The 23,411-nt window shown below is 55.2% G+C and carries 19 protein-coding genes; 7 read left to right on the top strand and 12 right to left on the bottom strand.

What is annotated here, in order from left to right:
- The first annotated feature begins 224 nt into the window (after positions 1-224).
- Positions 225-1,976, top strand: coding sequence for a LysM peptidoglycan-binding domain-containing protein (locus ABJT94_RS10590; RefSeq protein ID WP_348475373.1), 1,752 nt, complete (start codon positions 225-227; stop codon positions 1,974-1,976).
- A 93-nt stretch (positions 1,977-2,069) separates the two neighbouring features.
- On the opposite strand, the gene sohB is transcribed toward ABJT94_RS10590, so the two are convergent.
- Positions 2,070-3,077: a protease SohB gene (gene sohB, locus ABJT94_RS10585; protein ID WP_348475374.1), complete on the bottom strand. Its 1,008-nt coding sequence runs from the start codon at positions 3,075-3,077 to the stop codon at positions 2,070-2,072.
- Between the two features lie 117 nt (positions 3,078-3,194).
- On the opposite strand from sohB, the gene ABJT94_RS10580 reads away from it, so the two are divergent.
- Positions 3,195-3,509 carry an SCP2 sterol-binding domain-containing protein gene (locus ABJT94_RS10580; protein WP_348475375.1) on the top strand — a complete coding sequence of 105 codons (315 nt, stop codon included), beginning with the start codon at positions 3,195-3,197 and terminating at the stop codon, positions 3,507-3,509.
- 21 nt (positions 3,510-3,530) lie between these two features.
- Here ABJT94_RS10580 and ABJT94_RS10575 read toward each other — a convergent pair whose 3' ends face one another.
- Both ABJT94_RS10575 and ABJT94_RS10570 read right to left on the bottom strand, forming a co-directional pair.
- On the bottom strand, positions 3,531-4,187 hold the full coding sequence (locus tag ABJT94_RS10575) for a hypothetical protein (RefSeq protein WP_348475376.1): 657 nt from the start codon (positions 4,185-4,187) through the stop codon (positions 3,531-3,533).
- A gap of 9 nt (positions 4,188-4,196) precedes the next feature.
- A complete protein-coding gene (locus ABJT94_RS10570) occupies positions 4,197-5,852 on the bottom strand; it encodes a hypothetical protein (protein WP_348475377.1) in 1,656 nt (551 codons plus the stop codon).
- 454 nt (positions 5,853-6,306) lie between these two features.
- Here ABJT94_RS10570 and nhaB point away from each other — a divergent pair, with 454 nt between their 5' ends.
- From nhaB to ABJT94_RS10550, 4 genes are all read left to right on the top strand, one after another.
- On the top strand, positions 6,307-7,818 hold the full coding sequence (gene nhaB / locus ABJT94_RS10565; RefSeq protein WP_348475379.1) for a sodium/proton antiporter NhaB: 1,512 nt from the start codon (positions 6,307-6,309) through the stop codon (positions 7,816-7,818).
- Between the two features lie 72 nt (positions 7,819-7,890).
- Positions 7,891-8,895, top strand: coding sequence for a tRNA dihydrouridine(20/20a) synthase DusA (gene dusA / locus ABJT94_RS10560; protein WP_348475381.1), 1,005 nt, complete (start codon positions 7,891-7,893; stop codon positions 8,893-8,895).
- A gap of 66 nt (positions 8,896-8,961) precedes the next feature.
- Positions 8,962-9,888, top strand: a complete 927-nt coding sequence (tal, locus tag ABJT94_RS10555) for a transaldolase (protein ID WP_348475382.1) — start codon at positions 8,962-8,964, stop codon at positions 9,886-9,888.
- A gap of 153 nt (positions 9,889-10,041) precedes the next feature.
- Positions 10,042-10,899 carry a DNA replication terminus site-binding protein gene (locus ABJT94_RS10550; RefSeq protein WP_348475383.1) on the top strand — a complete coding sequence of 286 codons (858 nt, stop codon included), beginning with the start codon at positions 10,042-10,044 and terminating at the stop codon, positions 10,897-10,899.
- 64 nt (positions 10,900-10,963) lie between these two features.
- On the opposite strand, the gene sthA is transcribed toward ABJT94_RS10550, so the two are convergent.
- From sthA to ABJT94_RS10505, 9 genes are all read right to left on the bottom strand, one after another.
- Positions 10,964-12,358, bottom strand: coding sequence for a Si-specific NAD(P)(+) transhydrogenase (gene sthA, locus ABJT94_RS10545; protein WP_348475384.1), 1,395 nt, complete (start codon positions 12,356-12,358; stop codon positions 10,964-10,966).
- Positions 12,359-12,407: 49 nt separating this feature from the next.
- Positions 12,408-12,650, bottom strand: a complete 243-nt coding sequence (nqrM, locus tag ABJT94_RS10540) for a (Na+)-NQR maturation NqrM (protein ID WP_127555282.1) — start codon at positions 12,648-12,650, stop codon at positions 12,408-12,410.
- A gap of 78 nt (positions 12,651-12,728) precedes the next feature.
- Positions 12,729-13,757: an FAD:protein FMN transferase gene (locus ABJT94_RS10535; RefSeq protein ID WP_348475386.1), complete on the bottom strand. Its 1,029-nt coding sequence runs from the start codon at positions 13,755-13,757 to the stop codon at positions 12,729-12,731.
- A 25-nt stretch (positions 13,758-13,782) separates the two neighbouring features.
- Positions 13,783-15,009, bottom strand: a complete 1,227-nt coding sequence (gene nqrF, locus ABJT94_RS10530) for an NADH:ubiquinone reductase (Na(+)-transporting) subunit F (protein WP_348475387.1) — start codon at positions 15,007-15,009, stop codon at positions 13,783-13,785.
- Positions 15,010-15,027: 18 nt separating this feature from the next.
- On the bottom strand, positions 15,028-15,636 hold the full coding sequence (gene nqrE, locus ABJT94_RS10525) for an NADH:ubiquinone reductase (Na(+)-transporting) subunit E (RefSeq protein WP_127555279.1): 609 nt from the start codon (positions 15,634-15,636) through the stop codon (positions 15,028-15,030).
- Positions 15,636-16,295: an NADH:ubiquinone reductase (Na(+)-transporting) subunit D gene (locus ABJT94_RS10520; RefSeq protein WP_348475388.1), complete on the bottom strand. Its 660-nt coding sequence runs from the start codon at positions 16,293-16,295 to the stop codon at positions 15,636-15,638. The genes nqrE and ABJT94_RS10520 overlap by 1 nt, the downstream gene beginning before the upstream one ends.
- Positions 16,296-16,297: 2 nt before the next feature.
- On the bottom strand, positions 16,298-17,080 hold the full coding sequence (locus ABJT94_RS10515; RefSeq protein WP_348475389.1) for a Na(+)-translocating NADH-quinone reductase subunit C: 783 nt from the start codon (positions 17,078-17,080) through the stop codon (positions 16,298-16,300).
- Positions 17,070-18,272, bottom strand: a complete 1,203-nt coding sequence (locus ABJT94_RS10510) for an NADH:ubiquinone reductase (Na(+)-transporting) subunit B (RefSeq protein WP_348475390.1) — start codon at positions 18,270-18,272, stop codon at positions 17,070-17,072. Before ABJT94_RS10510 ends, ABJT94_RS10515 begins: the two co-directional genes overlap by 11 nt.
- A 3-nt stretch (positions 18,273-18,275) precedes the next feature.
- A complete protein-coding gene (locus ABJT94_RS10505; protein WP_348475391.1) occupies positions 18,276-19,613 on the bottom strand; it encodes a Na(+)-translocating NADH-quinone reductase subunit A in 1,338 nt (445 codons plus the stop codon).
- 338 nt (positions 19,614-19,951) lie between these two features.
- Between ABJT94_RS10505 and mfd the strand changes: the two genes are divergently transcribed.
- Positions 19,952-23,410 carry a transcription-repair coupling factor gene (gene mfd, locus ABJT94_RS10500; protein WP_348475392.1) on the top strand — a complete coding sequence of 1,153 codons (3,459 nt, stop codon included), beginning with the start codon at positions 19,952-19,954 and terminating at the stop codon, positions 23,408-23,410.
- The last annotated feature ends 1 nt before the right edge of the window (position 23,411 follow it).

Raw genomic sequence — 23,411 nt, 5'->3', positions numbered from 1 at the left:
TTGAATCTGAAACCTATCCGTTTAGCCAAAATGCCCTCATTACAGTCAGCGCACGTCAGAATACGTCATAAAGCGCCGAAATAGGATCCCCTGACCGATGCTCAGTGTCACAAAGCGGCTTGATCACTTCACCCTTACTATGCCTTAACTTGCCCCTACACCCCATAGCAACATAGAATTATCGCTCAACTGGAATCCAGCATCAAAAAAGAAACGACTCATACATGGCATCCAAACGACTATTGATACCGCTGGCCGTCGCAGGCTTTGTCACCAGCGGATGCAGTACTTTGCCTGCACTCTCGTCTTTTTCCCAGACCACAGCACAGCCGAATCCGGAGGCCAGCGCTGATGTCAGCGAGCAGGTTCTGGTTGAAAGCGAACTGGACACCGCCCTGGATGAAGCCGCTCAACCCGAAACCGAGACAGTTTTTGATCCACTGCTCGCCGATCTGACCGCAACCGAGTATCTGTTTGATGAAGAGCCGGACCTGAGCGCTGAAACCCTGCGCGCTCGCGCGGTTTACGATCCTTACGCCCAGTACCCGGAAGACCTGTATCAAACGTTGCGTCGTGGCTTTGAATTCGACCTGACACTGGAAGACCCCCGCATCACCTCGCAATTACGCTGGTATGCCAGCCACCAGAGCTATTTTAACCGTGTCAGTGAACGCGCGGGTCGCTATATGTTCCACATTGTCGCGGAACTGCAGGCTCGGGATATGCCGCTCGACCTGGCCCTGCTGCCCATTGTTGAAAGCGCCTTCGATCCTTTCGCCTACTCACATGGCAGCGCCGCTGGCATGTGGCAGTTTATACCCTCGACCGGGCGAATGTTCGGACTCAAGCAGGACTGGTGGTACGACGGCCGGCGCGATGTGGTCGAGTCGACCCGGGCTGCCATGGAGTACCTCGATCAGCTCAACGAGATGTTTGATGGTGATTGGCTGCTCGCGCTGGCCGCTTACAACTCAGGCCCTGGCACGGTGATGCGCGCCATGCGTCGCAACCGGGCCGAAGGCAAGCCAACGGACTTCTGGAACCTGGATTTGCCCCGGGAAACCGAGGCCTATGTCCCGAAGATGTTCGCACTCGCAAAGCTGATTCACTCGCCGGAAACCTATGGCATTGAACTGCCCCTGCTCGATACCGAGCCGTTCTTTGAGATCGTTGACGTCGGCAGCCAGATTGACCTTGCACAAGCCGCAACCATGGCCGATATGGATCTGAGCGACTTGTACCTGCTGAATCCGGGTTTCAACCAGTGGGCAACCAACCCTGAAGGGCCGCACCGGTTGCTGGTGCATGCCGACAACGCCGCCGGTTTCCGGGAACGCCTGGCCGACCTGCCACTCGACTCACGCATGGCCTGGCAGCGCTACACCATCGAGCCCGGTGATTCATTGCTGACCATTGCACGTGACTTCGGGGTGACTGTAGCCATCATCCAGGAAGCGAACGATTTAAATGGCAGTATGATTCGTGCAGGCGACGCCCTGATGATCCCCACCGCTTCGGCCAGCAGCAATGCTTATTCGATGAGTGCAGATCAGCGACTCGAGCGGCGGCAAAATGCCTCAGGCAGTTCAGACACCCGGCGGGTCGATTACGTCGTTCAGCCAGGTGACAGTTTCTGGGATATTTCCAGAGAGTTTGACGTCACGGTTCAAAGCCTTGCCCGGTGGAACAACATGGCTCCACGCGACGTTATTCGCCCAGGGCAAACACTGGCCGTGTGGGTCAGTAACGATGCCACACCTTCAACCAATGCCTCAGTCAGCTCATCCGTCAGGAATGGACGTGAAGTCGTACGCAAAGTCGGATATGTCGTACGGGCAGGCGACTCGCTGTACCGCATCGCCAATCGCTTTAACGTGCGAATTGCCGATATTCAGAACTGGAACACCATCGGTCAGGAATATTTGCAACCCGGACAGCGCCTGACGCTCTATGTCGACGTCACCCGACTTCAATAACCGATAACGCTGGTGTTACCGGCCACCTGGGCAGAGCCACCCGGCTCTGCCCTTCTGCTTCACCGCCCAGAATCAACATCTGCCACTATTTGCTCAGGGAATATACCGCTGGGATAATGACTCTACAGCCCCCTGAAGAGACGAGGAAAACGCCTTTTTCAGACGCTGATCCACCCCTACCGGAGGCACCCAGGTAACCGAAACCACATCAGCGCCGTTCGCTTTTGCCAACAGGTAGGCGTCGCTGGTTTCAAGCTGATCGACCAACCCCAGTTCGCGAGCATCTTCCGCCAACCAGAAATCGCCTTCTGTAACCGCGGCCAGATCCAGCTGCGGACGGTAACGCCCGACCAGCTCTTTGAAGCGCTCATGTATGGCCTTGAGGTCGTCCAGCAGTTTCTGACGACCCTCTTCCGTTTTTTCACCCATCAGTGTCATCGGCGCCTTGTGTTTACCCGCCGTCAACACGTCCACATCCACCTGATGTCTTTGCAACAGTTTATGAATATTAGGCACCTGCGCCAGCACACCGATGGAGCCGACCACCGCAAAGGGAGCCGCTATGATCCGGTCTGCGATACACGCCATCATGTAACCGCCGCTGGCAGCCACTTTGTCGACACACACCGTCAGTGACAACCCGGCGTCTTTCAGCCGCACCAGCTGCGAAGCCGCCAGGCCGTAACCGGATACGGCACCCCCCGGGCTTTCGAGCACCACCACCACCTCATCACTGGCACTGGCTACCTGAATAATCGCCGTGACTTCTCGGCGCAAACTGTCTACCTGAGACGCCTGCATATCGCCTTTGAAACGCAGCACCCAGACCTGATCGGTCGCCTTCCCGGTAGCGGCTTTCTGGTCGGCCTTTTGAGCTTTCTGGTGTGCCTTGTAGGCTTTCTTTGACATGACCACCTGTCGAACCCGATCGGCGCCTGTAGCCAGGCGATCGTTAAGTTTTTCGACCTGCAACCGCCCTCCGGATTTTTTGGATCCACCGCTATTTCCCTGCGATGCGCGAGCTACCGCGATCAGCCCAATCACCAGAATAACGACCAGGGTGATGGTTTTTAATACAAATGCACCGTATTCAGCCCACACAATTCTCTCCTTTTCATCAGTTAAACTTACGTTTCAAACAATCGTTTGATTTTGAACCATCAGCTCTCTACAATCCAGGCACTGACTATTCAGCCACCCCTTAACGGAGAGCAAACCATGGCTTCGACCGCAGACATGTTCAACAACATTGAGTCTCAATTCAACGCTGACGCCGCCTCGGGCCTGGATGTTGTGTTTCAATTCAACATCGACGACAGCGAGACCTATCACCTGATCGTGAAAGACAGCCAGTGCAAGCTGGTATCCGGCGAACATGAAGACCCATCGGTCACCCTGATCATGGATGAAGATACGTTGAAAGAAATCGTTTCAGGCGATTTGAATGGCATGCAGGCTTTTATGGCAGGTCGGTTGCGTACCGAAGGCGACATGATGCTGGCAACCCGTCTGTCGGATCTGTTTTCTCTGTAATTCAGCGCAATACAGTGGTGCTCAGTCAGAAAACCACTCCCCCAGCGCGTCGCGAGCCGGTTCATTGACCGGTCTTGCGACCAGCCCCTGAGCACCCAGCACAACTTCAAACAAGCCGTTATCAACCATGGGCAGATACACACTGCTGCCAAACCGTGCGTTGACCCAGGGCAACCAATCGCTGACCTCACTCGCCGACCAGAGCGCATCCGCACGCAAATCGATAATGGTTCTAGGCGCGTTCAATTCCCGTTCAACGGTCTGATAACGCCCGCTGATCCGGTCCAGCCGATAAACCGGTTCCATACCCAGCACCACCAGCGGCCCTGACCAGGTAAGCACTCTGGCATCCAGCTGCCATTCATCGCCATTCAACACCAGGGTGCGCTGTTGCTGGTCCTGATTGGTCTCCAGATTGACCTCATAGATCTGTTCGCCCTGCTGACTGAACGACAGGGTTGCAATGATCATTTCCCGGGTAAAGGCGCGATAAGCCGCCAGATCAACAATAAAGAGGCCGATGATGACCAGGCCGACCAGACAGGCGACGCCCAGGGTGCCTCGAACAAAGCCCCGTACCCAGCCACGGCGCAGTAGCAGACGCAAGGCAATGTAAGCCAGTACCAGGCCGGGCAGCACCAGCACTGCAAACAGTGGCCATTGCGTCATCAGTTTCATGGTATTGGATTACACCGCCAGCGCAGCCAGGCTGTGTTTGGCGAGCTTCAGGATGTCTTCATTGGCCGAATCGCTGAGCAAGCCCTCGAGGAAGAACTCCAGACTCGACAAGGCATCAGCCAGTGACTCCAGCTGCCCCGGATCGACCATAGTGCCGGATTCTTCAAGATCCCGGCTGATGTAGTTAATGGCACGCTGAATCAGGTTGGCAGCGGTAGTGCTGTTCAGGAAGACAAAAGCCCCTTTTACGCCATGGAGCGTAGGCACCACATTCGACAAATGCAGTCGGTCACCCTGGGAGTCCATATACGCTGTAATGGCCCTTTTGGCCAGGGCCAGGCCGGCCTCTGCTTCATCGATCAGGACAACCCGGGCATCGTGCAACTGCGCCAGCGCGGCCTTGTTGTCGCCACTGCCTTCCAGCTGGCGCTGACCCTGCAAAATGCGTGACAAAGCGCTTTCTGCGTACAAAACCGCATCGGCTATGGTCAGCAACTGCTCGTTGGAGGGGGCCGCGTTGTCGGCCCAGCCTGCGATCACCTTCGCTTGCTGTTTCAGCACATTTGCCGGGCTTTGCAGGCCCAGCATAACGTACACATCGGCCACCTTGGTCATGCGCTCCTGCAAGGTGCGCGCTGAAAAGCCGCTATCACCGCGCGCCGCCTGATCAACCGTATCCTTGATGACCGATATGTCCTCTTTCAGGGCGTCGGATACACTCGACAGGACACTGCGGCCGGGACTGAACAGGATTTGCCGCTGTTCTTCGAGCATGTCATCGCTCTGCCCCAGGGTGGGCAGCTTGTAAAACTTGGCGACTTGGCGCGCCCTGAGGCTTTCGGCCGGATTCATGGCGAGCAGAAACAGAAATTCTTTCATCAGCGCGAGCGAAGGTTGTTTGCTCAGCGATTTGGGGGCGTGGCTGATCAGGTCTTTCAGATGGCGATCGAGCTGGGCAAACAGCATCTTGCGAGGCCCGGTCATCAGTGCACTGCGGTTGGCCATCGACTCCAGTGCGCCCGAAGCGACCCACCACAGCGGCGCGCAGGGAGCGTTGGCCAGCAGTTGATCAATCCGGTTTAATGCGAGACCCATATATTTGAAGGCACCCATGGTGCGCTCGCCCCGCAACAGGTGCAACAAACCGGCCTGGTACATATGGCGAAATTTCTTGAGCTGACGAACTTTCTGAGGTGAAAACTCGAAGACTTTGTTGTCTGCCGGCTTGCCGGGTTTGAACGAGAACTGAAAGAAGTGCCCTTCTCCCAGCAAAGTCACACCCCGGGCCCGCCGAAGCTGATTGATGGTGGGCAACAGTACCGCAGGTATGGCTTTCTGGCCGAGGCTCAAAAACTCCAGATAACGGCTCAGAACTACCAGTCCGCCGCTCATGGCGTCCAGTTTGACGCGCACATCGTCACTATCGACTGCATCGCCGGTGGGAATGGCGTTAATCAGCGCATTAAACTCGTCGCACAGGGCGATGGCGCCCTCTTCTTCCAAAACCTGGAAGATGCCCCGCATTTGTCCAATCAGATCCTGTGATTGTTGTAATTGCACCAGATCGCTCGTGTCCGAGCTAAAACTCTCAAGTGCAGACTGCGCTTGCTGCAGCGTGGCTTCAAGCTCGGTCTTGATCGCTTCCTTAGATGTGGCTGTACTCATCGTTCACTAACCTTGTTGCGGGACTCACGTACGGGACGTGATCAACAACCGCCTGCTGCCTTGGCGGCGACTCCGGTGGGTGGCGTTACTGTCCGCCGGCTCCTGGCCAATCATCATACTGCTGATCGGCTCGATTGCGCAGTGAACCAGCGAATAACGCATCCTTGCTGCCAGTATACCCAGCAACCACCCATTGCATCAGTGTTCCACACTCAATTTGTTAATAAAAGCACATATTTAGCGTCGATTTCTTAGGTTTTGTCTTAACGGGCAAGGGTTTCATGGCAACAACCGGTGGAATCGGCTTCCTGATTAGCGACCTGTCATTGTTGTTTTCCTACAAGCGGCTTGAATTTCCTGCAGAAACGGGTACTTTGGGCGCGCTTTGCGCGACCCGTACAGGCTACAACAGGGTTGTTGCAATACCGCTTTCACATTACCCGAAGAGCCTCTGATGAACACCTCGCTTAGTCAGTCCTTTGTTAAGAACTTTCTGGGGCACAGCCCCAACTGGTATAAAAAGACCATTGTCGCCTTCCTGGTCATCAACCCCATACTATTTTTCAGTCTGGGAGACAGCGGGCCCCTGATCGTTGGCTGGATGCTGATTGGCCAGTTCATTTTTACCCTGGCCATGGCATTAAAATGCTATCCGCTGCAACCTGGCGGCTTGCTGGCCATTGAAGCCGTTGTCATCGGCCTGACCAGCCCGGAAGTCGTTTACCACGAAGCGGTGACCAACTTCCCGGTGATCATGCTGCTGATGTTCATGGTTGCCGGCATCTACTTCATGAAAGACTTGCTGCTGTTCATTTTCACCAAGCTGTTACTGGGCATTCGCTCCAAAACTCTGCTCTCCCTGATGTTTTGCAGCGCAGCGGCCTTCCTGTCGGCCTTTCTGGATGCCCTGACCGTCACTGCCGTACTGATCAGCGTCGCCGTTGGTTTCTATTCGGTCTACCATAAAGTCGCCTCCGGAAAGCACTTCCACCACGACCACGACCATAATATGGACGAAGGGGTGGAAGACCTGCACCGGGAAGATCTCGACTCGTTCCGGGGCTTTCTGCGCTCTCTGCTGATGCACGGCGCCGTTGGCACCGCGCTGGGCGGTGTTTGCACCCTGGTGGGTGAACCGCAAAACCTGCTGATTGCGCGTATAGCTGGCTGGGACTTTGCAGAGTTTTTTCTCAGAATGGCTCCGGTAACCATGCCGGTGCTGATCGCAGGCCTGACTACCTGCGTACTGCTCGAGAAGCTCAAGTGGTTCGGGTATGGCTCCAAACTGCCCCAGGTCGTGCGCAGTATTCTGGAAGACTATGAGGAGCACCAGCAGGCCAAACGTACCCGCAAAGACGTCGCCAAGCTTATTGTACAGGGCGTGGTCGCCATCTGGCTGATACTGGGCCTGGCGTTCCACATTGCTGAAGTGGGCCTGATCGGCCTGAGCGTAATCGTGCTGTTAACAGCCTTCAACGGCATTACAGACGAGCACAACATCGGCAAGGCGTTTGAGGAGGCATTGCCGTTCACCGCCTTGCTGGTCGTTTTCTTTACCATCGTTGGTGTCATTCACAGTCAGCACCTGTTCGCGCCCATCATTGCCTGGGTACTCAGTCTGCCCATGGATATCCAGCCCGGGATGTTCTTTATTGCCAACGGCTTATTGTCCGCAATCAGTGACAATGTGTTCGTCGCCACGGTATACATCAACGAAGTGAAGCTGGCGCTTGAAGCCGGTGACATCAGCCGTGACCAGTTCAACCTGCTGACGGTTGCAATTAACACCGGTACCAACCTGCCATCGGTCGCCACGCCCAATGGTCAGGCGGCTTTCCTGTTCCTGCTGACGTCAGCAATCTCGCCGCTGGTGCGGCTGTCATACGGCCGGATGGTGGTGATGGCATTCCCTTATGCCGTGGTTATGGCGACTTTTGGTTATATTGGCGTCACATATTGGCTATGATGCGCACCTGAACGTTCTGGCGGGCGCTACCCGGAGTGCCGCCCGCCAGCCTGTCTGACGCTGCCACCGGAGATGAACTTGAGCTACCCACATCGCTTCAGCGTAGCCCCTATGATGGACTGGACGACCAGTGAGTGCCGTCAGTTTCACCGGCTGCTGACGCGCCGTGCCCTGCTTTACACCGAAATGGTTACGACTGGCGCGCTCATTCATGGTCAGCGCGACCGTTTTCTGGCCTATACTGAATCTGAACACCCGCTGGCCCTGCAACTGGGCGGTTCCGATGCACAAGATCTGGCCACCTGCGCTAAAATGGCGGAACAATGGGGCTATGATGAAGTCAACCTGAACGCAGGCTGCCCTTCCGACCGGGTCCAGAATGGCATGATCGGCGCCATACTCATGGCTCATGGCGCTCTGGTCCGCGACGGACTCAAAGCCATGCGCGACGCGGTATCACTGCCCATCACGCTGAAACATCGCATTGGCATCGACGATTTCGACAGCTACGAATTCCTGCGCGACTTTGTTGGCATCACCGCCGAATCCGGATGCGACACCTTCATCGTCCATGCACGTAAAGCCATTCTCAGCGGCCTCAGCCCCAAGGAAAACCGTGAGATACCGCCGCTCGACTACGATCGGGTCAGGCAGTTGAAGGCTGATTTCCCTGCCCTGAACATCATTATCAATGGCGGGCTCAAGGATCATGCCGCCTGCCTCTCCCTGCTAGATGAAGGCCTCGATGGTGTCATGCTCGGACGTGAGGCGTACCAGAATCCATTGATTCTACAATCGGTAGACCCAACCTACTACGGTCAGGCTATGGCCATTCAAACGCAGTCAGAGCTGGTCTCTGCGTACGTGCAATGGGTTGACCATCATCTGCAGCAAGGCAAACCATTGAAATATGCGCTGAGACATACTCTGGGTTTATTTCAGGGGCAGCCGGGTGCACGGCGTTTCCGTCGTGTCCTGAGTGAAGGCATGCACAAACCCGGTGCCAGCCTGGAACTATTGGAGCGGGCACTGTCAGAAGTTGAATTGCTTGATGCTGAACCCCTGGAACACGCCTGACGGGGGCACCAGCACCTATCCCAGCCACCATCACTGGCCCCCGGGGTCAGCAAAAAGAGAGTTGACATGAGCAAACTTGAACAGCTGAAAGAATACACCGTCATCGTCGCAGATACCGGCGAACTCGAGTCCATCAAGAAGTTCAAACCCCAGGACGCAACCACCAACCCCTCGTTGGTATTAAAAGCCGTAGAGAGTGGGCTCTACGACAACCTAATCAAGCGCTGCATGGCTGAATCCAGCGATTTCGATGATGGCATCGACCGGCTGATCACCTCGATCGGCCAGGAAATCCTTCAGGAAGTGCCTGGCTACGTATCCACAGAAGTCGATGCGCGCCTGTCGTTCGATACCGAGGCTACCCTCGCCAAAGCCCACCGACTGATTGAGCTATACGAAGCAGCAGGCTGGAGCCGTGACCGCATTCTGATCAAGATCGCCAGTACCTGGGAAGGCATTCAGGCCGCTCGTGTCCTTGAAAAAGAGGGTATCCACTGCAACATGACCCTTTTGTTCAGCATGGAACAAGCCCAGGCGTGCGCCGACGCCGGTGCAACCCTGATATCTCCCTTTGTCGGTCGCATTATGGACTGGTACAAAAAAGACACAGGCCAGACCTACACCGGTGAAAACGACCCTGGGGTAATCAGTGTTCGCGAGATCTTCAAGCACTACAAAGAACACGGCTATCCAACCATTGTAATGGGTGCCAGCTTCCGTAACACCGGAGAAATTGAAGCTCTGGCCGGTTGCGATCGCCTGACCATTAGCCCCGCCCTGCTGGAAGAGCTGAGTAACGACAGCGGTGAACTGAAACAGGCTCTGGTCGCACCAGCGGCGACAGGCAAGCAACCGGAAGCGATCAGGGAATCTGATTTCCGCCTGGGCATGAACAATAACCCGATGGCGACCGAGAAACTCGCGGAAGGTATTCGCAAGTTCATTGAAGACCAAATCAAGATGGAAGGCATCATCAAGGCCCACTCAGCCTGATAACACCTGCGGGCCCTCCCGGGCCCGTTTTCCTGCCCTATTAAGACCCCTCCTGAACAACCTAATCCCGCCTGTCAGCCCAGACATCAATACCTTGGCAACTCCAGACACATCCATTATGCTGAAGACTACGCTGTAGATAACGGTATAAATATGAATGAAAAACAACTCTTTGATGAGTTCGAGCGATTGCGTCGCTCCATTTCTGCATTTTCCCGTTCAGTTCATCAGTACGACAGCGCGCACTGGATTGCGCCCTGGAACGGAGCCGTGCGTGCGCCCGACCTCGAGGATTTGCTGCTGGATCTCTGGTATCAGGACGACCAGGACGGCCGGGAAACCCGGGTCTACCCGGGGCTGATTGCCCTGAACCGGGAACAGATTACGCTTGCGGCTGAAGTGAATATCGCCAAAGACCGGTTTCGCAACCGGGTACAGGCGATAAAAACAGCCGATTCCGTTCACTGGCGTGAGCTCCAGGGTCAACTTGCCCGGCGTTACAAGGGCCTGAACGAGGCCCTGGGTCGGGAAGGCCTGACCCGCTTGCACCTGAAGCAGGTTTTTCGGCACATTCCTCTGGTGGTAAAACGCCCCGATCGTGTTGGCTTTAGTTGGTACACCAGCGGACGCTCCATCCAGAAAATCACCAAAAAAGAGGCCTGGCAGCGGTTGATCAAACTCAATACCGAATCGGCACACATCCGCATCCAAATGGAGCGCCTGGCTTCATTGCCAGATTCCGAACCCCTGGCCCGCGTGCAGAAACAGGCGCCGGTATTGCGTGCCAACCTGGTCTTTGCCGATGGCCGTCGTAAATCACTGAATGTCTCGCTGCCGCTGTTGTTTCCCAGTCAGGGCATTAATGAACTGCCCGACTTCTCAATCCCCACGGCCACCCCACCCGGCGAACGTCAGCGCCTGGTTCGCAGTGACAACCGGCTGGAAGACGACGCCTTTCTGCCCTCCATTCGCGTTCATCGCTATGTGCAGCCCAAACGAGGGGTTTACTGATTACAGCAACAAAAAAAGCAGCCCTGAGGCTGCTTTTTTAACCGGTCAAACACGATAATCGGTGTCAGAAAATACGGTTCAAGCCGTTCAGTGCCGCCACCCGATAGGCTTCAGCCATTGTCGGGTAATTGAACGTATGTTCAATGAAGTACTGGATGTTATTTCCGCCATTCTTTTGCGCCATAATGGCCTGGCCAATGTGCAGAATTTCAGCAGCCTGGTCGCCGAAACAATGGATCCCCAGCAGTTCGAGCGTATCGCGGTGGAACAATAACTTCAGCATACCGACGTCTTCACCGGTGATTTGCGCCCGGGCCGTGTCTTTGAAATAGGCTTTACCCACTTCATAAGGCACCTTTGCCTGCGTCAATTCGCGTTCGGTTTTGCCTACCGACGAAATTTCCGGGATGGTATAAATGCCAGTGGGTACATCGTTAATGTGCCGGTAGGTGTTGTTATCGACGATCACGCCAGAGGCACTGCGGCCCTGATCGTACGCTGCACTGGCCAAACTCGGCCAGCCAATAACATCACCAACGGCATAAATGTGCGGCACGGATGTCCGGTAAAACTCATCCACCTCCAGTTGCCCCCGTCTATTGGCGGTTAGGCCCGCCGCAGGCATGTTCAGCTTGTCGGTGTTACCAGAACGCCCGTTGGCCCACATAAAGGCGTCGGCTTTGATCTTCTTGCCGGAAGCAAGTGTCAGCACAATATGGTCATCGAAACCATCGACACTGATAAATTCCTCATTGTGTCTCACCAATACGCCGTGACCACGCAAGTGGTAACTCAGACCATCGGAGATTTCATCGTCCATAAAGGCCAGCAGGCGGTCACCTGGATTGATCAGATCCACCTTGCAACCCAGGCCGTTGAAGATAGAGGCATACTCACTGCCAATAACACCCGCACCATAAATCACCAGATGCCGGGGTGTTTCCGTGGAATCGAGAATGGTATCGCTGTCGAACAGTCGCGGATGATTAAAATCAACTTCGGGCGGCCGGTAAGGCCGCGAACCTGTGGCTACGATGATCTCATGAGCCGTCAGAACATCAGCCTGATCGTCTGAGCGGTCCACCTTGATGGTATGCGGATCGATAAAACTGGCAACACCGTAATACAGGTCGACGCCGTTGCGGCTATAGAAACGGGCTCGCATCGACACTTGCTTGTCAATGACCCGGTGTGCCGATTCCCTAACCTGACTGTACGACAACCACTTTTGTTCGGATATATGCCGGAACATCGGGCTGCGATTAAATTGCATGACCTGGTTTACCGCATGACGCAGTGCCTTGGAGGGTATCGTGCCCTGGTGCGTACAGTTGCCTCCCACCAGTTGGCGCAGGTCGACAACAGCCACCTTTTTACCCGCTTTTGCAGCGTTCATGGCCGCACTCTCACCGGCAGGTCCACTGCCGATGATCACCAGATCGTATTGTGCTTCCGACATGCTTGCTCCTTAGAAACTGTCTATGCAGGGTGATTACCGATCACCCTCATTACCGGGTTGCGTCGACACCCAGATCAGACAGGGCCTTTTGCCGGGCCGCCTTACGAGCGGACTTGATTTCAGTATCGCACTTGCCTTTATCGCCCCCGCAAACATCACACTCGGCTTCCATACCCACGGCAGCCATGCCACCACAAGAGCCTTTAATCGGCTGACGTCCGAAGATCACGCCCACCGCCATTGCTGCGATCACTAGCAGCATAAATACAAACACAGCGAAAAAGGTCGCCATAAGCACCTCCAATAAGGCCATACCGATTGGCGGTTAAACACTCGATCCAGATCCGGTACGGGCCAGGTTTACTGCAGTTTAGTTGCTTTGTTCAAACAGTGCGTCGAATCGCTCGGAAAGGGTTTCCGTATCCCCTTCCCCGTTACGCTGAATCAGGTAGACGGCCAAATCCTGATCACTGGCCAGCGCCATGGCTGCCTCGGTACCCATCACCATAAACGCGGTAGCGTATGCATCGCTTAAAACACTGCGCTCACCAATAACGGTCGCGCTGACCAGGTCATGGCGAATAGGATACCCCGTTTGCGGATCCAGGGTGTGGGAGTAGCGCATCCCATCCTGCTCGAAAAAATTCCGGTAGTCTCCACTGGTTGCCATGGAACCTTCGGACACTTCCAGTATTTTATATACCGAGCGGCGTTCACTGTCTGGCGATTCTATCGCAACACGCCAGGCCTCATTTTCTGGCTTTGTGCCTGCGAAACGCATCTCTCCGCCAATTTCCACCAGGTAATTATTGATGCCTCTGGCTTCCAGCATGTCGGCTACCTGGTCTACTGCGTAGCCTTTGGCGATGGCCGACAAATCCAGTTCACGCGGCTCCGTTTTACGCAGCTTGTGGGCGGTACTATCGACTTCAATGGCTTGCCAGCCCACCATGGCCATTGCCGCTTCAATTTCTTCTTCAGACGGCACCTGATCCGTGGTTTCCTTAGGTCCAAAGCCCCATAGATTAACCAGAGGCCCAATGGTCGGGTCAAAGGCCCCGTCACTGGCTTCGGCAACCTCGAGTGCGAGACTGACCACTTCGGCCGTCATTGGCGAAACGGTAACCCAGCCATCAACGGCGGCTTCATTGAAGCGGGATACATCAGAGCGTGGCAAATAGGTGGACATGGCGACGTTTACTTCGTCAATAACCGTTCTTACTTCCCCGTCCAGAGCCCGGGCTTCAGAATCCTTGGCAACAATACTGACGGTGTAACTGGTTCCCATAGAGTAGCCGCTGAGCTTGTGAACCTCGGCAGCGTCCCAACCAGAACAGCCCGAGAGCAGCCATGCCACCAGGCACAGCCACACTGCAGGCTTTTTCAAGGCATAAAACATCAATTCTCCAATAGCAGAGCCTGGTTTAGCCGCCAAAGTCGTCAAGCAGGATGTTGTCGCGCTCTACACCCAGATCTTCAAGCATCTTGATGCAGGCTGCGTTCATCATCGGAGGACCACACATGTAGTACTCGACGTCTTCCGGGGCCTCATGATCTTTCAGATACTGCTCATAGAGGACGTTATGGATAAAGCCAGTATGGCCCGTCCAGTTATCTTCCGGCAGCGCATCCGACAAGGCCAGGTGCCACTCGAAATTGTCGTTCTCTTCGGCAAGTGTATCGTACTCTTCCGAATAGAAGGTTTCGCGCAAGCTGCGGGCTCCGTACCAGAAGCTGATCTTGCGCTTTGAATTCAAACGCTTCAGCTGGTCAAAAATATGGGACCGCATGGGTGCCATACCCGCACCACCACCAATAAACACCATTTCTGCATCGGTGTCCTTGGCGAAAAACTCGCCAAACGGTCCAAACACGGTGATTTTGTCACCCGGTTTCAGACTGAAAACGTATGAAGACATGATGCCCGGCGGATAGCTCGTTCCCGGTGGAGGAGAGGCGATCCGGATATTGAACTTCACGATGCCCTTCTCTTCCGGGTAGTTCGCCATCGAATAGGCCCGGATGGTGGTCTCATTCACCTTGGAAGAGTACTGCCAGACATTGAACTTGTCCCAGTCTGAACGGAAACGTTCTTCAATATCGAAGTCTTTGTAGTGCACTTCATGTGGCGGTGCTTCCAGTTGGACGTAACCACCGGCACGGAAGTCGACGTTCTCACCTTCAGGCAGTCGCAGCGTCAGCTCTTTAATGAAGGTGGCCACGTTCGGGTTGGATTCAACTGTACATTCCCAACGCTTTACACCGAAGAACTCAGGCTCAACTTCAATTTTCATGTCCTGCTTCACGGCTACCTGGCAAGCCAGGCGCCAGCCTTCACGCAATTCACCCTTGGTGAAATGCTGCTCTTCGGTTGGCAAAGCGGCGCCGCCACCATCAAGTACTTTGCATTTGCACTGAGCGCAGGTACCGCCGCCGCCGCAGGCTGAAGACAGGAAAATACCATCATTCGCAAGCGTACCGAGCAGCTTGCTTCCGGCCGGCACGATAATGGCCTTGTCGGCATCTTCATTTATTTCGATGGTTACATCACCGCTGCTCACCAGCTTGGAGCGGGCCGACAGAATAACGCCGACCAGCAACAGCACGATTACGGTGAACAGAACAACACCGAGTATGATTTCTGTAGTCATCTGTTCATTCCTTACCGGTTACAGGGAAACGCCCGAGAACGACATAAAGCCAAGAGACATCAGGCCAACGGTGACAAAAGTGATACCCAGTCCACGCAAACCTGCTGGTACATCACTGTACTTCAGCTTCTCGCGAATACCCGCGAGTGCGAGAATCGCAAGCGCCCAGCCGACACCGGCTCCAATGCCATAAACAACGGATTCACTGAAGGTGTAGTCACGCTCTACCATGAACAGGGATGCACCCAGGATGGCGCAGTTCACGGTGATCAGTGGCAAAAACACACCCAGGGCGTTGTACAGAGCCGGAAAATATTTATCGAGCACCATTTCCAGAATCTGAACAATGGCCGCAATAACACCTATGTAGCTCAGGTAACCCAGGAAACTCAGGTCGGCATCGGGAAAGCCCGCCCATGCCAGCGCACCTTCGCGTAACACGAAGTTAAACAACAGATTGTTGACCGGCACCGTAATGGTCTGCACAACGATAACCGCAATACCGAGACCAATCGCCGCAGACACTTTCTTGGACAACGCCAGGAACGTACACATTCCCAAAAAGAACGCCAGAGCCATGTTTTCAACAAAAACTGCGCGAATAAAGAGGCTAATTAATGCTTCCATTACATGGCCTCCTTCTTGACGTGTGCTTTCATGGTAAATTCATTTTCCTCAACCTGGTCCTTGTAAACCGTACGCAGAACCCAGATAAAACCGCCGATAATAAAGAAGGCACTGGGCGGCAATAGCAGCAGACCGTTTGGAATATACCAGCCACCATTGTTCACCGTCGCCAGAATTTCCACACCGAACAAGCTGCCGGCACCAAGAAACTCACGAATGACCGCAACAAACAGCAGCACAACGCTGTAGCCCAGGCCATTACCAACACCATCGATAAAGCTCATGCCCGGCGGATTCTGCATGGCAAAGGCTTCCGCACGCCCCATCACAATGCAGTTGGTGATGATAAGACCGATGAAGACAGACAGTTGCTTCGACATTTCGAACGCGTAGGCCTTCAAGATCTGATCAACCACGATAACCAGCGAGGCGATAATGGTCATTTGCACAATGATCCGGATGCTGCTCGGAATCTGATTACGAATCATCGAGATAAAGAGATTTGAAAACGCCGTGACCGACGTCAGTGCTATACACATCACAATGGTGACGTTCACACTGGTGGTGACCGCGAGTGCAGAGCAAATCCCGAGGATTTGCAGGGCAATGGGATTGTTGGCAAAAATAGGTGCCAGTAATACCTTACGTGTCTCAGACATGATCAGGCTTCTCCCGCTTCAAGTTTAGTAAGAAAAGGCTTGAACCCACGCTCGCCGAGCCAGTATTGAATCAGGCTGGTAACGCCGCGGCTGGTCAGCGTTGCGCCGCTCAGGCCGTCGACCATGTGCGTCGCCTCCATTTCGTTGCTGCGGTTGACCGAGCCTTTCTTAACGGCTAATTCAACGCTGCCCTGATCGCCATAAACTTCTTTGCCGATGAACTGCTCTTTCCAGTTGGGGTTGTCAACTTCGCCACCCAGCCCCGGTGTTTCAGCATGCTCATAGAACCCGAAACCACGGACTGTGTTGAGGTCACTGTCCAGGGCGATAAAGCCCCACAATGTCGACCACAGGCCATAGCCGCGTACAGGCAGAATCAGCGTTTGCAACTGCCCTTCACTGTCGTTGATCAGGTACACCTCAGTGTACTGCTCCCGACGCTTGATACCGGCAATATCTTCTGAGGCCGGGATGGCTTCGGACAGGGCCGGGTCCCGAATGGCATCACGCGGTTCATAGGTCTCGGTATCGAATTCGTCTGAGAACTCACCGGTTTCCAGGTTGATCAGGCGGGTGTCCACCTGTTCGAACTGCTCCTGAACCGACACCCCATCCTGCAGCAGGCCAGCCGCTGCCAGAATGTTGCGACGCAAGTCCAACTGACGGTTTTCCTGCTGTATCGGTCTTAACGCTACAGCAGCAGTAGAAACGACGATTGCGCAGGCCAGACATACCAGCAAGGCAACCTTGAGAACATTGGTGATGGAGTCTTTGTTACTGGACACGAGCAAGCCTCCGTTTGATGTTTCGCTCAACCACGAAGTAGTCGATGGTCGGTGCAAAAATATTGGCGAACAAAATGGCCAGCATAATGCCTTCCGGGAAGGCCGGGTTAACAACGCGAATCAACACCGTCATTACGCCGATCAGAATGCCGAACCAGATTTTACCGGTATTGGTCATGGAGCTCGAAACCGGGTCGGTGGCCATGAACATCATGCCAAAGGCAAAACCACCAATCACAAGATGCCAGTACCAGGGCAGACCGAACATGGGGTTGGTGTCAGACCCGATCAGATTGAACAGGCTCGACAACAAGATCATGCCCACCAGCGTACCCAGTACAATCCGCCAGCTGGCAATACCCATTATCAGCAATACCGCGCCACCAAGCAGAATCATCAGCGTGGAAACTTCACCAACAGAGCCCTGCTGAATACCCAGAAAGGCGTCCAACCAGGTCAGGCTGCCAAGCATGCCGTCTACCAGGCCGTTGCTGAACGCGTAGCTCAGCGCCGTTGCGCCCGAGAAGCCATCAACGGCTGTCCATACCGCATCGCCCGACATGCTTGCCGGGTACGCAAAGTACAAGAACGCACGTCCGGTCAGTGCCGGGTTCAGGAAGTTTTTGCCCGTGCCGCCAAAGATTTCCTTGCCGACCACCACACCGAAAGTGATACCCAGCGCAACTGCCCATAAAGGCAGCGTTGGCGGACAGATCAGGGCGAACAGTACCGACGTCACGAAGAAGCCTTCGTTGACTTCGTGGCCACGCACCATGGCGAAGGTTACTTCCCAGAAGCCGCCCACAATGAACGTAACCGCATAGATGGGGACAAAATAAGCCGCCCCGTAGATCAGATTATCCCAGATGCTAGCAGGATCGTGACCGGCAAAAAGGCTGATCAGCGCTTCGCGCCAGCCGTCATTGACGGCCATGCCTGCTTCGATGGCGGTGTTGGCCTGGAAGCCAAGGTTCCACATCCCCCAGATCATGGCTGGAAAGGTGCACAGCCATACGGTAATCATGATGCGTTTCAGGTCCATACCATCACGCACGTGAGCCGTGGTGCGGGTAACGGAGTTGGGCATATAGAAAATGGTATCTACCGCTTCATAAAGCGCATACCACTTTTCATACTTGCCGCCTTTTTCAAACAGCGGCGCCATATTGTCTAGCGTTGTACGTAAACCCATGCCTTACCCCTCCAGCTCGATGCGAGTCAGATTTTCCCGCAGGATCGGGCCATATTCATACTTGCCGGCACATACATAGGTGCACAGCGCCAGATCTTCTTCATCCAGCTCCAATGCGCCCAGCTTTTCCGCCGAATCCAGATCGCCCACAATCAGCGCACGCAGCAGCTGAGTTGGCAGAATATCCAGAGGCATCACCTTCTCATACTGCCCCACCGGAACCATTGCCCGTTCAGAGCCATTAGTGGTGGTATTGAAATCGAAGGTTTTTCCGCGCATCAGCTTGGACAAATAAATGTTCAGTATCGAATGGCGGTTTTTACCGGCATGCAGGTAATGCAAAATCGGGCGTGCGCGACCTTCGGCCAACACACTGACCTGAGTGTGATAGCGACCGAGATAGGCGGCTTCTTCAAGCCCACCACGACCCCCAAATACCGAGCCGGAAATCAGGCGGTTCTCACCTTCCTTCAACTCATCACGGGTCAGTTCGACCAGGGATGCGCCCAGACGTGTCCGAACCAGGCGGGGTTCTTTCACCTGAGGACCGGCCAGCGCGACGATACGGTCGGTTGGCAGTACACCGGTAACAATCAATTTGGCCAGGGCAATCACTTCCTGATAACCAATGGTCCATACGACTTTGCCAGCGTGCACAGGTTCGAGGAAGTGGATATGAGTACCAGCATTGCCAGCCGGGTGGACACCGCCGAATTCTTCAACGGAAACCCCTTCAGCCGTAGGAATCTGACTGCCCGGCGCCTTGCAAACCCACACCTTGCCCTGAGTGAGCTTGGTCAGCAGTGCCAGGCCCTGAGTAAAAGCGTCGGTATCGGTCGCAATCACCGCTGCCGGATCAGCCGCCAGCGGGTTGGTATCCATCGCCTGTACAAAAATGGCTGTCGGCTCGGAATCGATGGCGGGCACCTTGGAATAGGGCCGTGTCCGAAAAGCGGTCCAGGCGCCTGATTTTACCAGAGTTTCACGCAACGCTTCAGTGCTCAGCGAACTGAACTGATCTGCCGGAGTTGCCTCGAACTGCTCATGATCGTCGCCATCGAGCTCGATAACCAGAGACTGGAACAGACGGCGCGCACCGCGATTGATGGCCATAACCAGGCCGGAAGCCGGAGCCGTGTAGACAACCCCTTCGTTTTTCTTGTCGGTGAAGACGGCTTGACCCAGCTTGACCCGGTCACCCTCCTTTACCAACATGGTCGGTTTCATCCCGTTGTAGTCGTAACCGACCAAAGCCACTGTGTTGACCGGCTGACCATCCGAAATTTCCTGACGCGGAGCGCCGGAAATGGGCAAGTCGAGCCCTTTCTTGATCGTTATCATAGTGTGCTCTGTCCAATGATTAGCGCCGCCATACCGGGTCCGCACGGCCCACGGGTTAACGACACAAACCAAATATTGCTTTCAGGCTGACCAAATCCGAACCGATTAATGCCCAATACGACACAATGTCGGCACGACGGCAAACCCACCCCAAAAAATCGTGCATAAGTATAAAGATCAGTGGTTTGGATGGCTACCATAGTATGAGATTCCTTTTTTTGCCGACTTCCCATAAAACCGGGCCTGACAGGCTGATTGGCTCGCTACAGCGCTGGGCGCTGCCAACCAAGTCTGCTAGCATTCGCGCCCTGTTCCGACTGATTTGATAACCCTAGCCCATGTACAACCCTTCGCTGAATATCCCCCTGAAGCCCGGTGATCACCGTCACATCGGCCAGATCAACGGTGCCGCCACGGGCTGGTACCTCGCTCACGTCATGAAACACCACGACGGCACCCTGTTGCTCATTGCCGATACACCGGCCGATGTCGACCGTCTGGCGCAGGAGTTGACGGTATTCAAAGGAACAGACACCTGGGATATTCTGGTATTCCCGGACTGGGAAACCCTGCCTTACGATAACTTTTCACCGCATGAAGACATCATTTCGGATCGACTCAGCGTGCTTAATGCGCTGGCAAAGAACCCGAGAGTGATCTGCATTGCCAGTGCCGCCAACCTCAGTCACCGGCTGGCGCCCAAAGAAGCCATTATCGGCACGGCCTTTGACTGGCATCTGGGCCAGACCATCGACATCGCCCAGCAGCGCCGGCAACTGGAATCAGCAGGCTACCGGGCCACCGACACCGTATACCAGCACGGCGAGTTTGCAGTCAGGGGCTCGATTCTAGACATTTTTCCGATGGGTTCTGAACAGCCGGTTCGCGTTGACCTGTTCGATGAAGACATCGAGTCAATCCGGTACTTCGATCCGGAAACGCAGCGTTCGGGCGAGCCCATCCAACGCATCACCCTGTTGCCGGGGCGGGAAGTGCCACTGACAGAGACCGGCATTGCCCGGTTCCGGCAAGCTTTCCGGGAACGCTTTGCTGCCGACTTCTCCCGCTGCCGGACCTATACCGAAGTCAGCGAAGGCATTGCTCCGGGTGGCATAGAATATTTCCTGCCCCTGTTTTATGAGCGTACCGATTCATTTTGGGATTACCTGCCTGAGCATGCACTGGTTGCCCACCAGTCAACTCTGGTCAGTCAACTGGACCACTTCTGGCAGGAAGTTGAAAGCCGGTACGAAAATCGCCGCCACGACATTACTCAACCCATTTTGACACCGAGGGAGCTGTTTACGCCGAGTGATGAAGTATTCACCCGGCTCAACCAGTTCCGGCGGCTATCGCTCAGCACGGCTCCGGTCCGCGAGCAAAGCGGACACCTGAACCTGAGCACCGAGCCGCCGGCTGACTACCCGGTGGATCACCGGGCTCAGGAACCCCTGAACCGCCTGGAATGTTTTCTCAAGGAAACCGGTCACCGGGTACTGTTTTGTGCCGAGTCACTGGGCAGGCGCGAAGCGCTCAAAGAGCTGCTTGGGCGCATCCGGATTAAGCCGGAACCCTTCGATACGGTATCCGGATTCCTGGATCATTCCGATTCAGCCATTGGCCTGACCGTCGCGCCGCTGGGCCAGGGCCTGGTGCTGACCGATGCCGGCACCACCCTGATCAGCGAGCCCCAGTTATTCGGCGATTACGTCGTTCAGAAGAAGCGCAGAGACCGTGCTCAGTCCGATCAATCCGACCAGGTTATTCGCAACCTGACCGAACTGAACCCGGGCAGCGCCGTCGTTCACCTGGATCACGGCGTTGGCCGCTACCAGGGCCTGGAAACCCTCGAACTTGACGGACAAGCCCAGGAATTTCTGAAACTCAGCTATGCCGAAGGCAGCCATCTCTACGTGCCGGTCAGCAACCTGCATATGATCAGCCGGTATTCCGGGGCCGATACCGACAGCGCGCCGCTGCACAAGCTGGGGCATGACCGCTGGAGCAAAACCAAGCACAAGGCTGCCGAAAAGATTCGCGATACGGCCGCAGAACTGTTAGCCCTGTACGCCACGCGAGAAGCCCGCCGGGGGCATTCCTTCCCGTTCGAGGAAACCGAGTACGCTCAGTTCAGCGCCGGCTTCGGGTTTGAACCGACAGACGATCAGGCCGACGCCATCGACGCCGTAATCAAAGACATGCGTCGCCCCCAGCCGATGGACCGCCTGGTCTGCGGTGATGTTGGTTTCGGCAAGACCGAAGTCGCCATGCGCGCGGCCTTCATTGCCGCTAACGCCGGGCGCCAGGTCGCCATACTGGTACCAACCACCCTGCTCGCCCAGCAACATTACGAGAACTTCAACGACCGTTTTGCCAACTGGCCGGTGCGAGTCGAGGTACTCAGCCGCTTTCGAAACACAGGCGATACCAAATCGGTGATCGATGGCATCACAGACGGCAAGGTCGATGTTGTGGTCGGCACCCACAAGTTGTTGCAAAAAGACATTCGTTTTAAGGACTTGGGATTGTTGATCATCGATGAAGAACATCGCTTTGGTGTCACCCAGAAAGAACGCATAAAAGCCCTGCGGGCCAACGTCGACATCCTAACCCTGACGGCAACCCCTATTCCGCGCACCCTGAATATGTCGATGTCCGGGGTACGGGATCTGAGCATCATTGCCACCCCTCCGGCACGGCGCCTGTCGGTAAAAACGTTCGTGCGCGAACGCGATGACGCCCAAGTCAAGGAAGCCTTGCTGCGCGAGATCCTCCGCGGTGGCCAGGTTTATTACCTGTACAATGAAGTCAGCACCATTGAGCGAACCGCCCAGGCATTGCGCGAGCTGGTACCGGAAGCCCGGATTGTGACCGCCCATGGCCAGATGCCGGAACGCCAGCTTGAACGCATCATGTCAGACTTCTATCACAAACGGTTCAACGTCCTGCTGTGCACAACCATTATTGAAACCGGTATCGATGTACCTACTGCCAACACCATACTGATCGAGCGGGCTGACCGGTTCGGCCTGGCTCAGCTGCACCAGTTGCGGGGGCGAGTTGGCCGCTCTCACCACCAGGCCTATGCCTACATGATGACGCCTCCCTGGAAAACGCTGACCAAGGATGCGCAGAAACGACTGGAAGCCATCGGCGAAGCCCAGGACCTGGGGGCCGGCTTCACTCTGGCTACACATGATCTGGAAATTCGCGGTGCCGGTGAGTTGCTGGGCGAGGAGCAAAGCGGCCATATTGAAGGCATCGGCTTTTCGCTGTACATGGACATGCTGAATAAGGCGGTCAAGGCCATCCAGAGAGGCGAGACGTTCAACCCGGAGGATCTGGACAACCCCGGTGTCGAGGTCAACCTGCGCATACCGGCGCTGATCCCGGCCGATTACATTGGCGACATCAACACTCGCCTCACCCTCTACAAGCGCATCGCGTCCAGTGAAGATGCCGATCAACTGCGCGATTTGCAGGTCGAGATGATCGACCGCTTCGGCTTATTGCCGGAACCGGTAAACCATCTCTTTAAAGTGACTGAATTGCGACAGAAGCTCGAACCTCTGGGCGTGCAACGTATTGATATCGGCTTGTCCGGCGGCACCATTGAGTTCAGCAAAAACACCACGATTGATCCAATTACCCTGGTCCAGCTGATTCAGTCGCAGCCACACCGTTTCAAATTGAAAAATGGCACCATGCTGCATGTTATTACCGACAGCCCGACGCCTGCGTCAAGGTTTGACACGGTTGAAGAAATCATCACACTGGTCAGCAGGAAACCCCAATGAG

This window comes from Saccharospirillum sp. (genome assembly GCF_039982735.1).
In the GTDB taxonomy this organism is placed as follows: Bacteria; Pseudomonadota; Gammaproteobacteria; order Pseudomonadales; family Natronospirillaceae; genus Saccharospirillum.
This window is presented reverse-complemented; position numbering and strand designations above follow the sequence as displayed.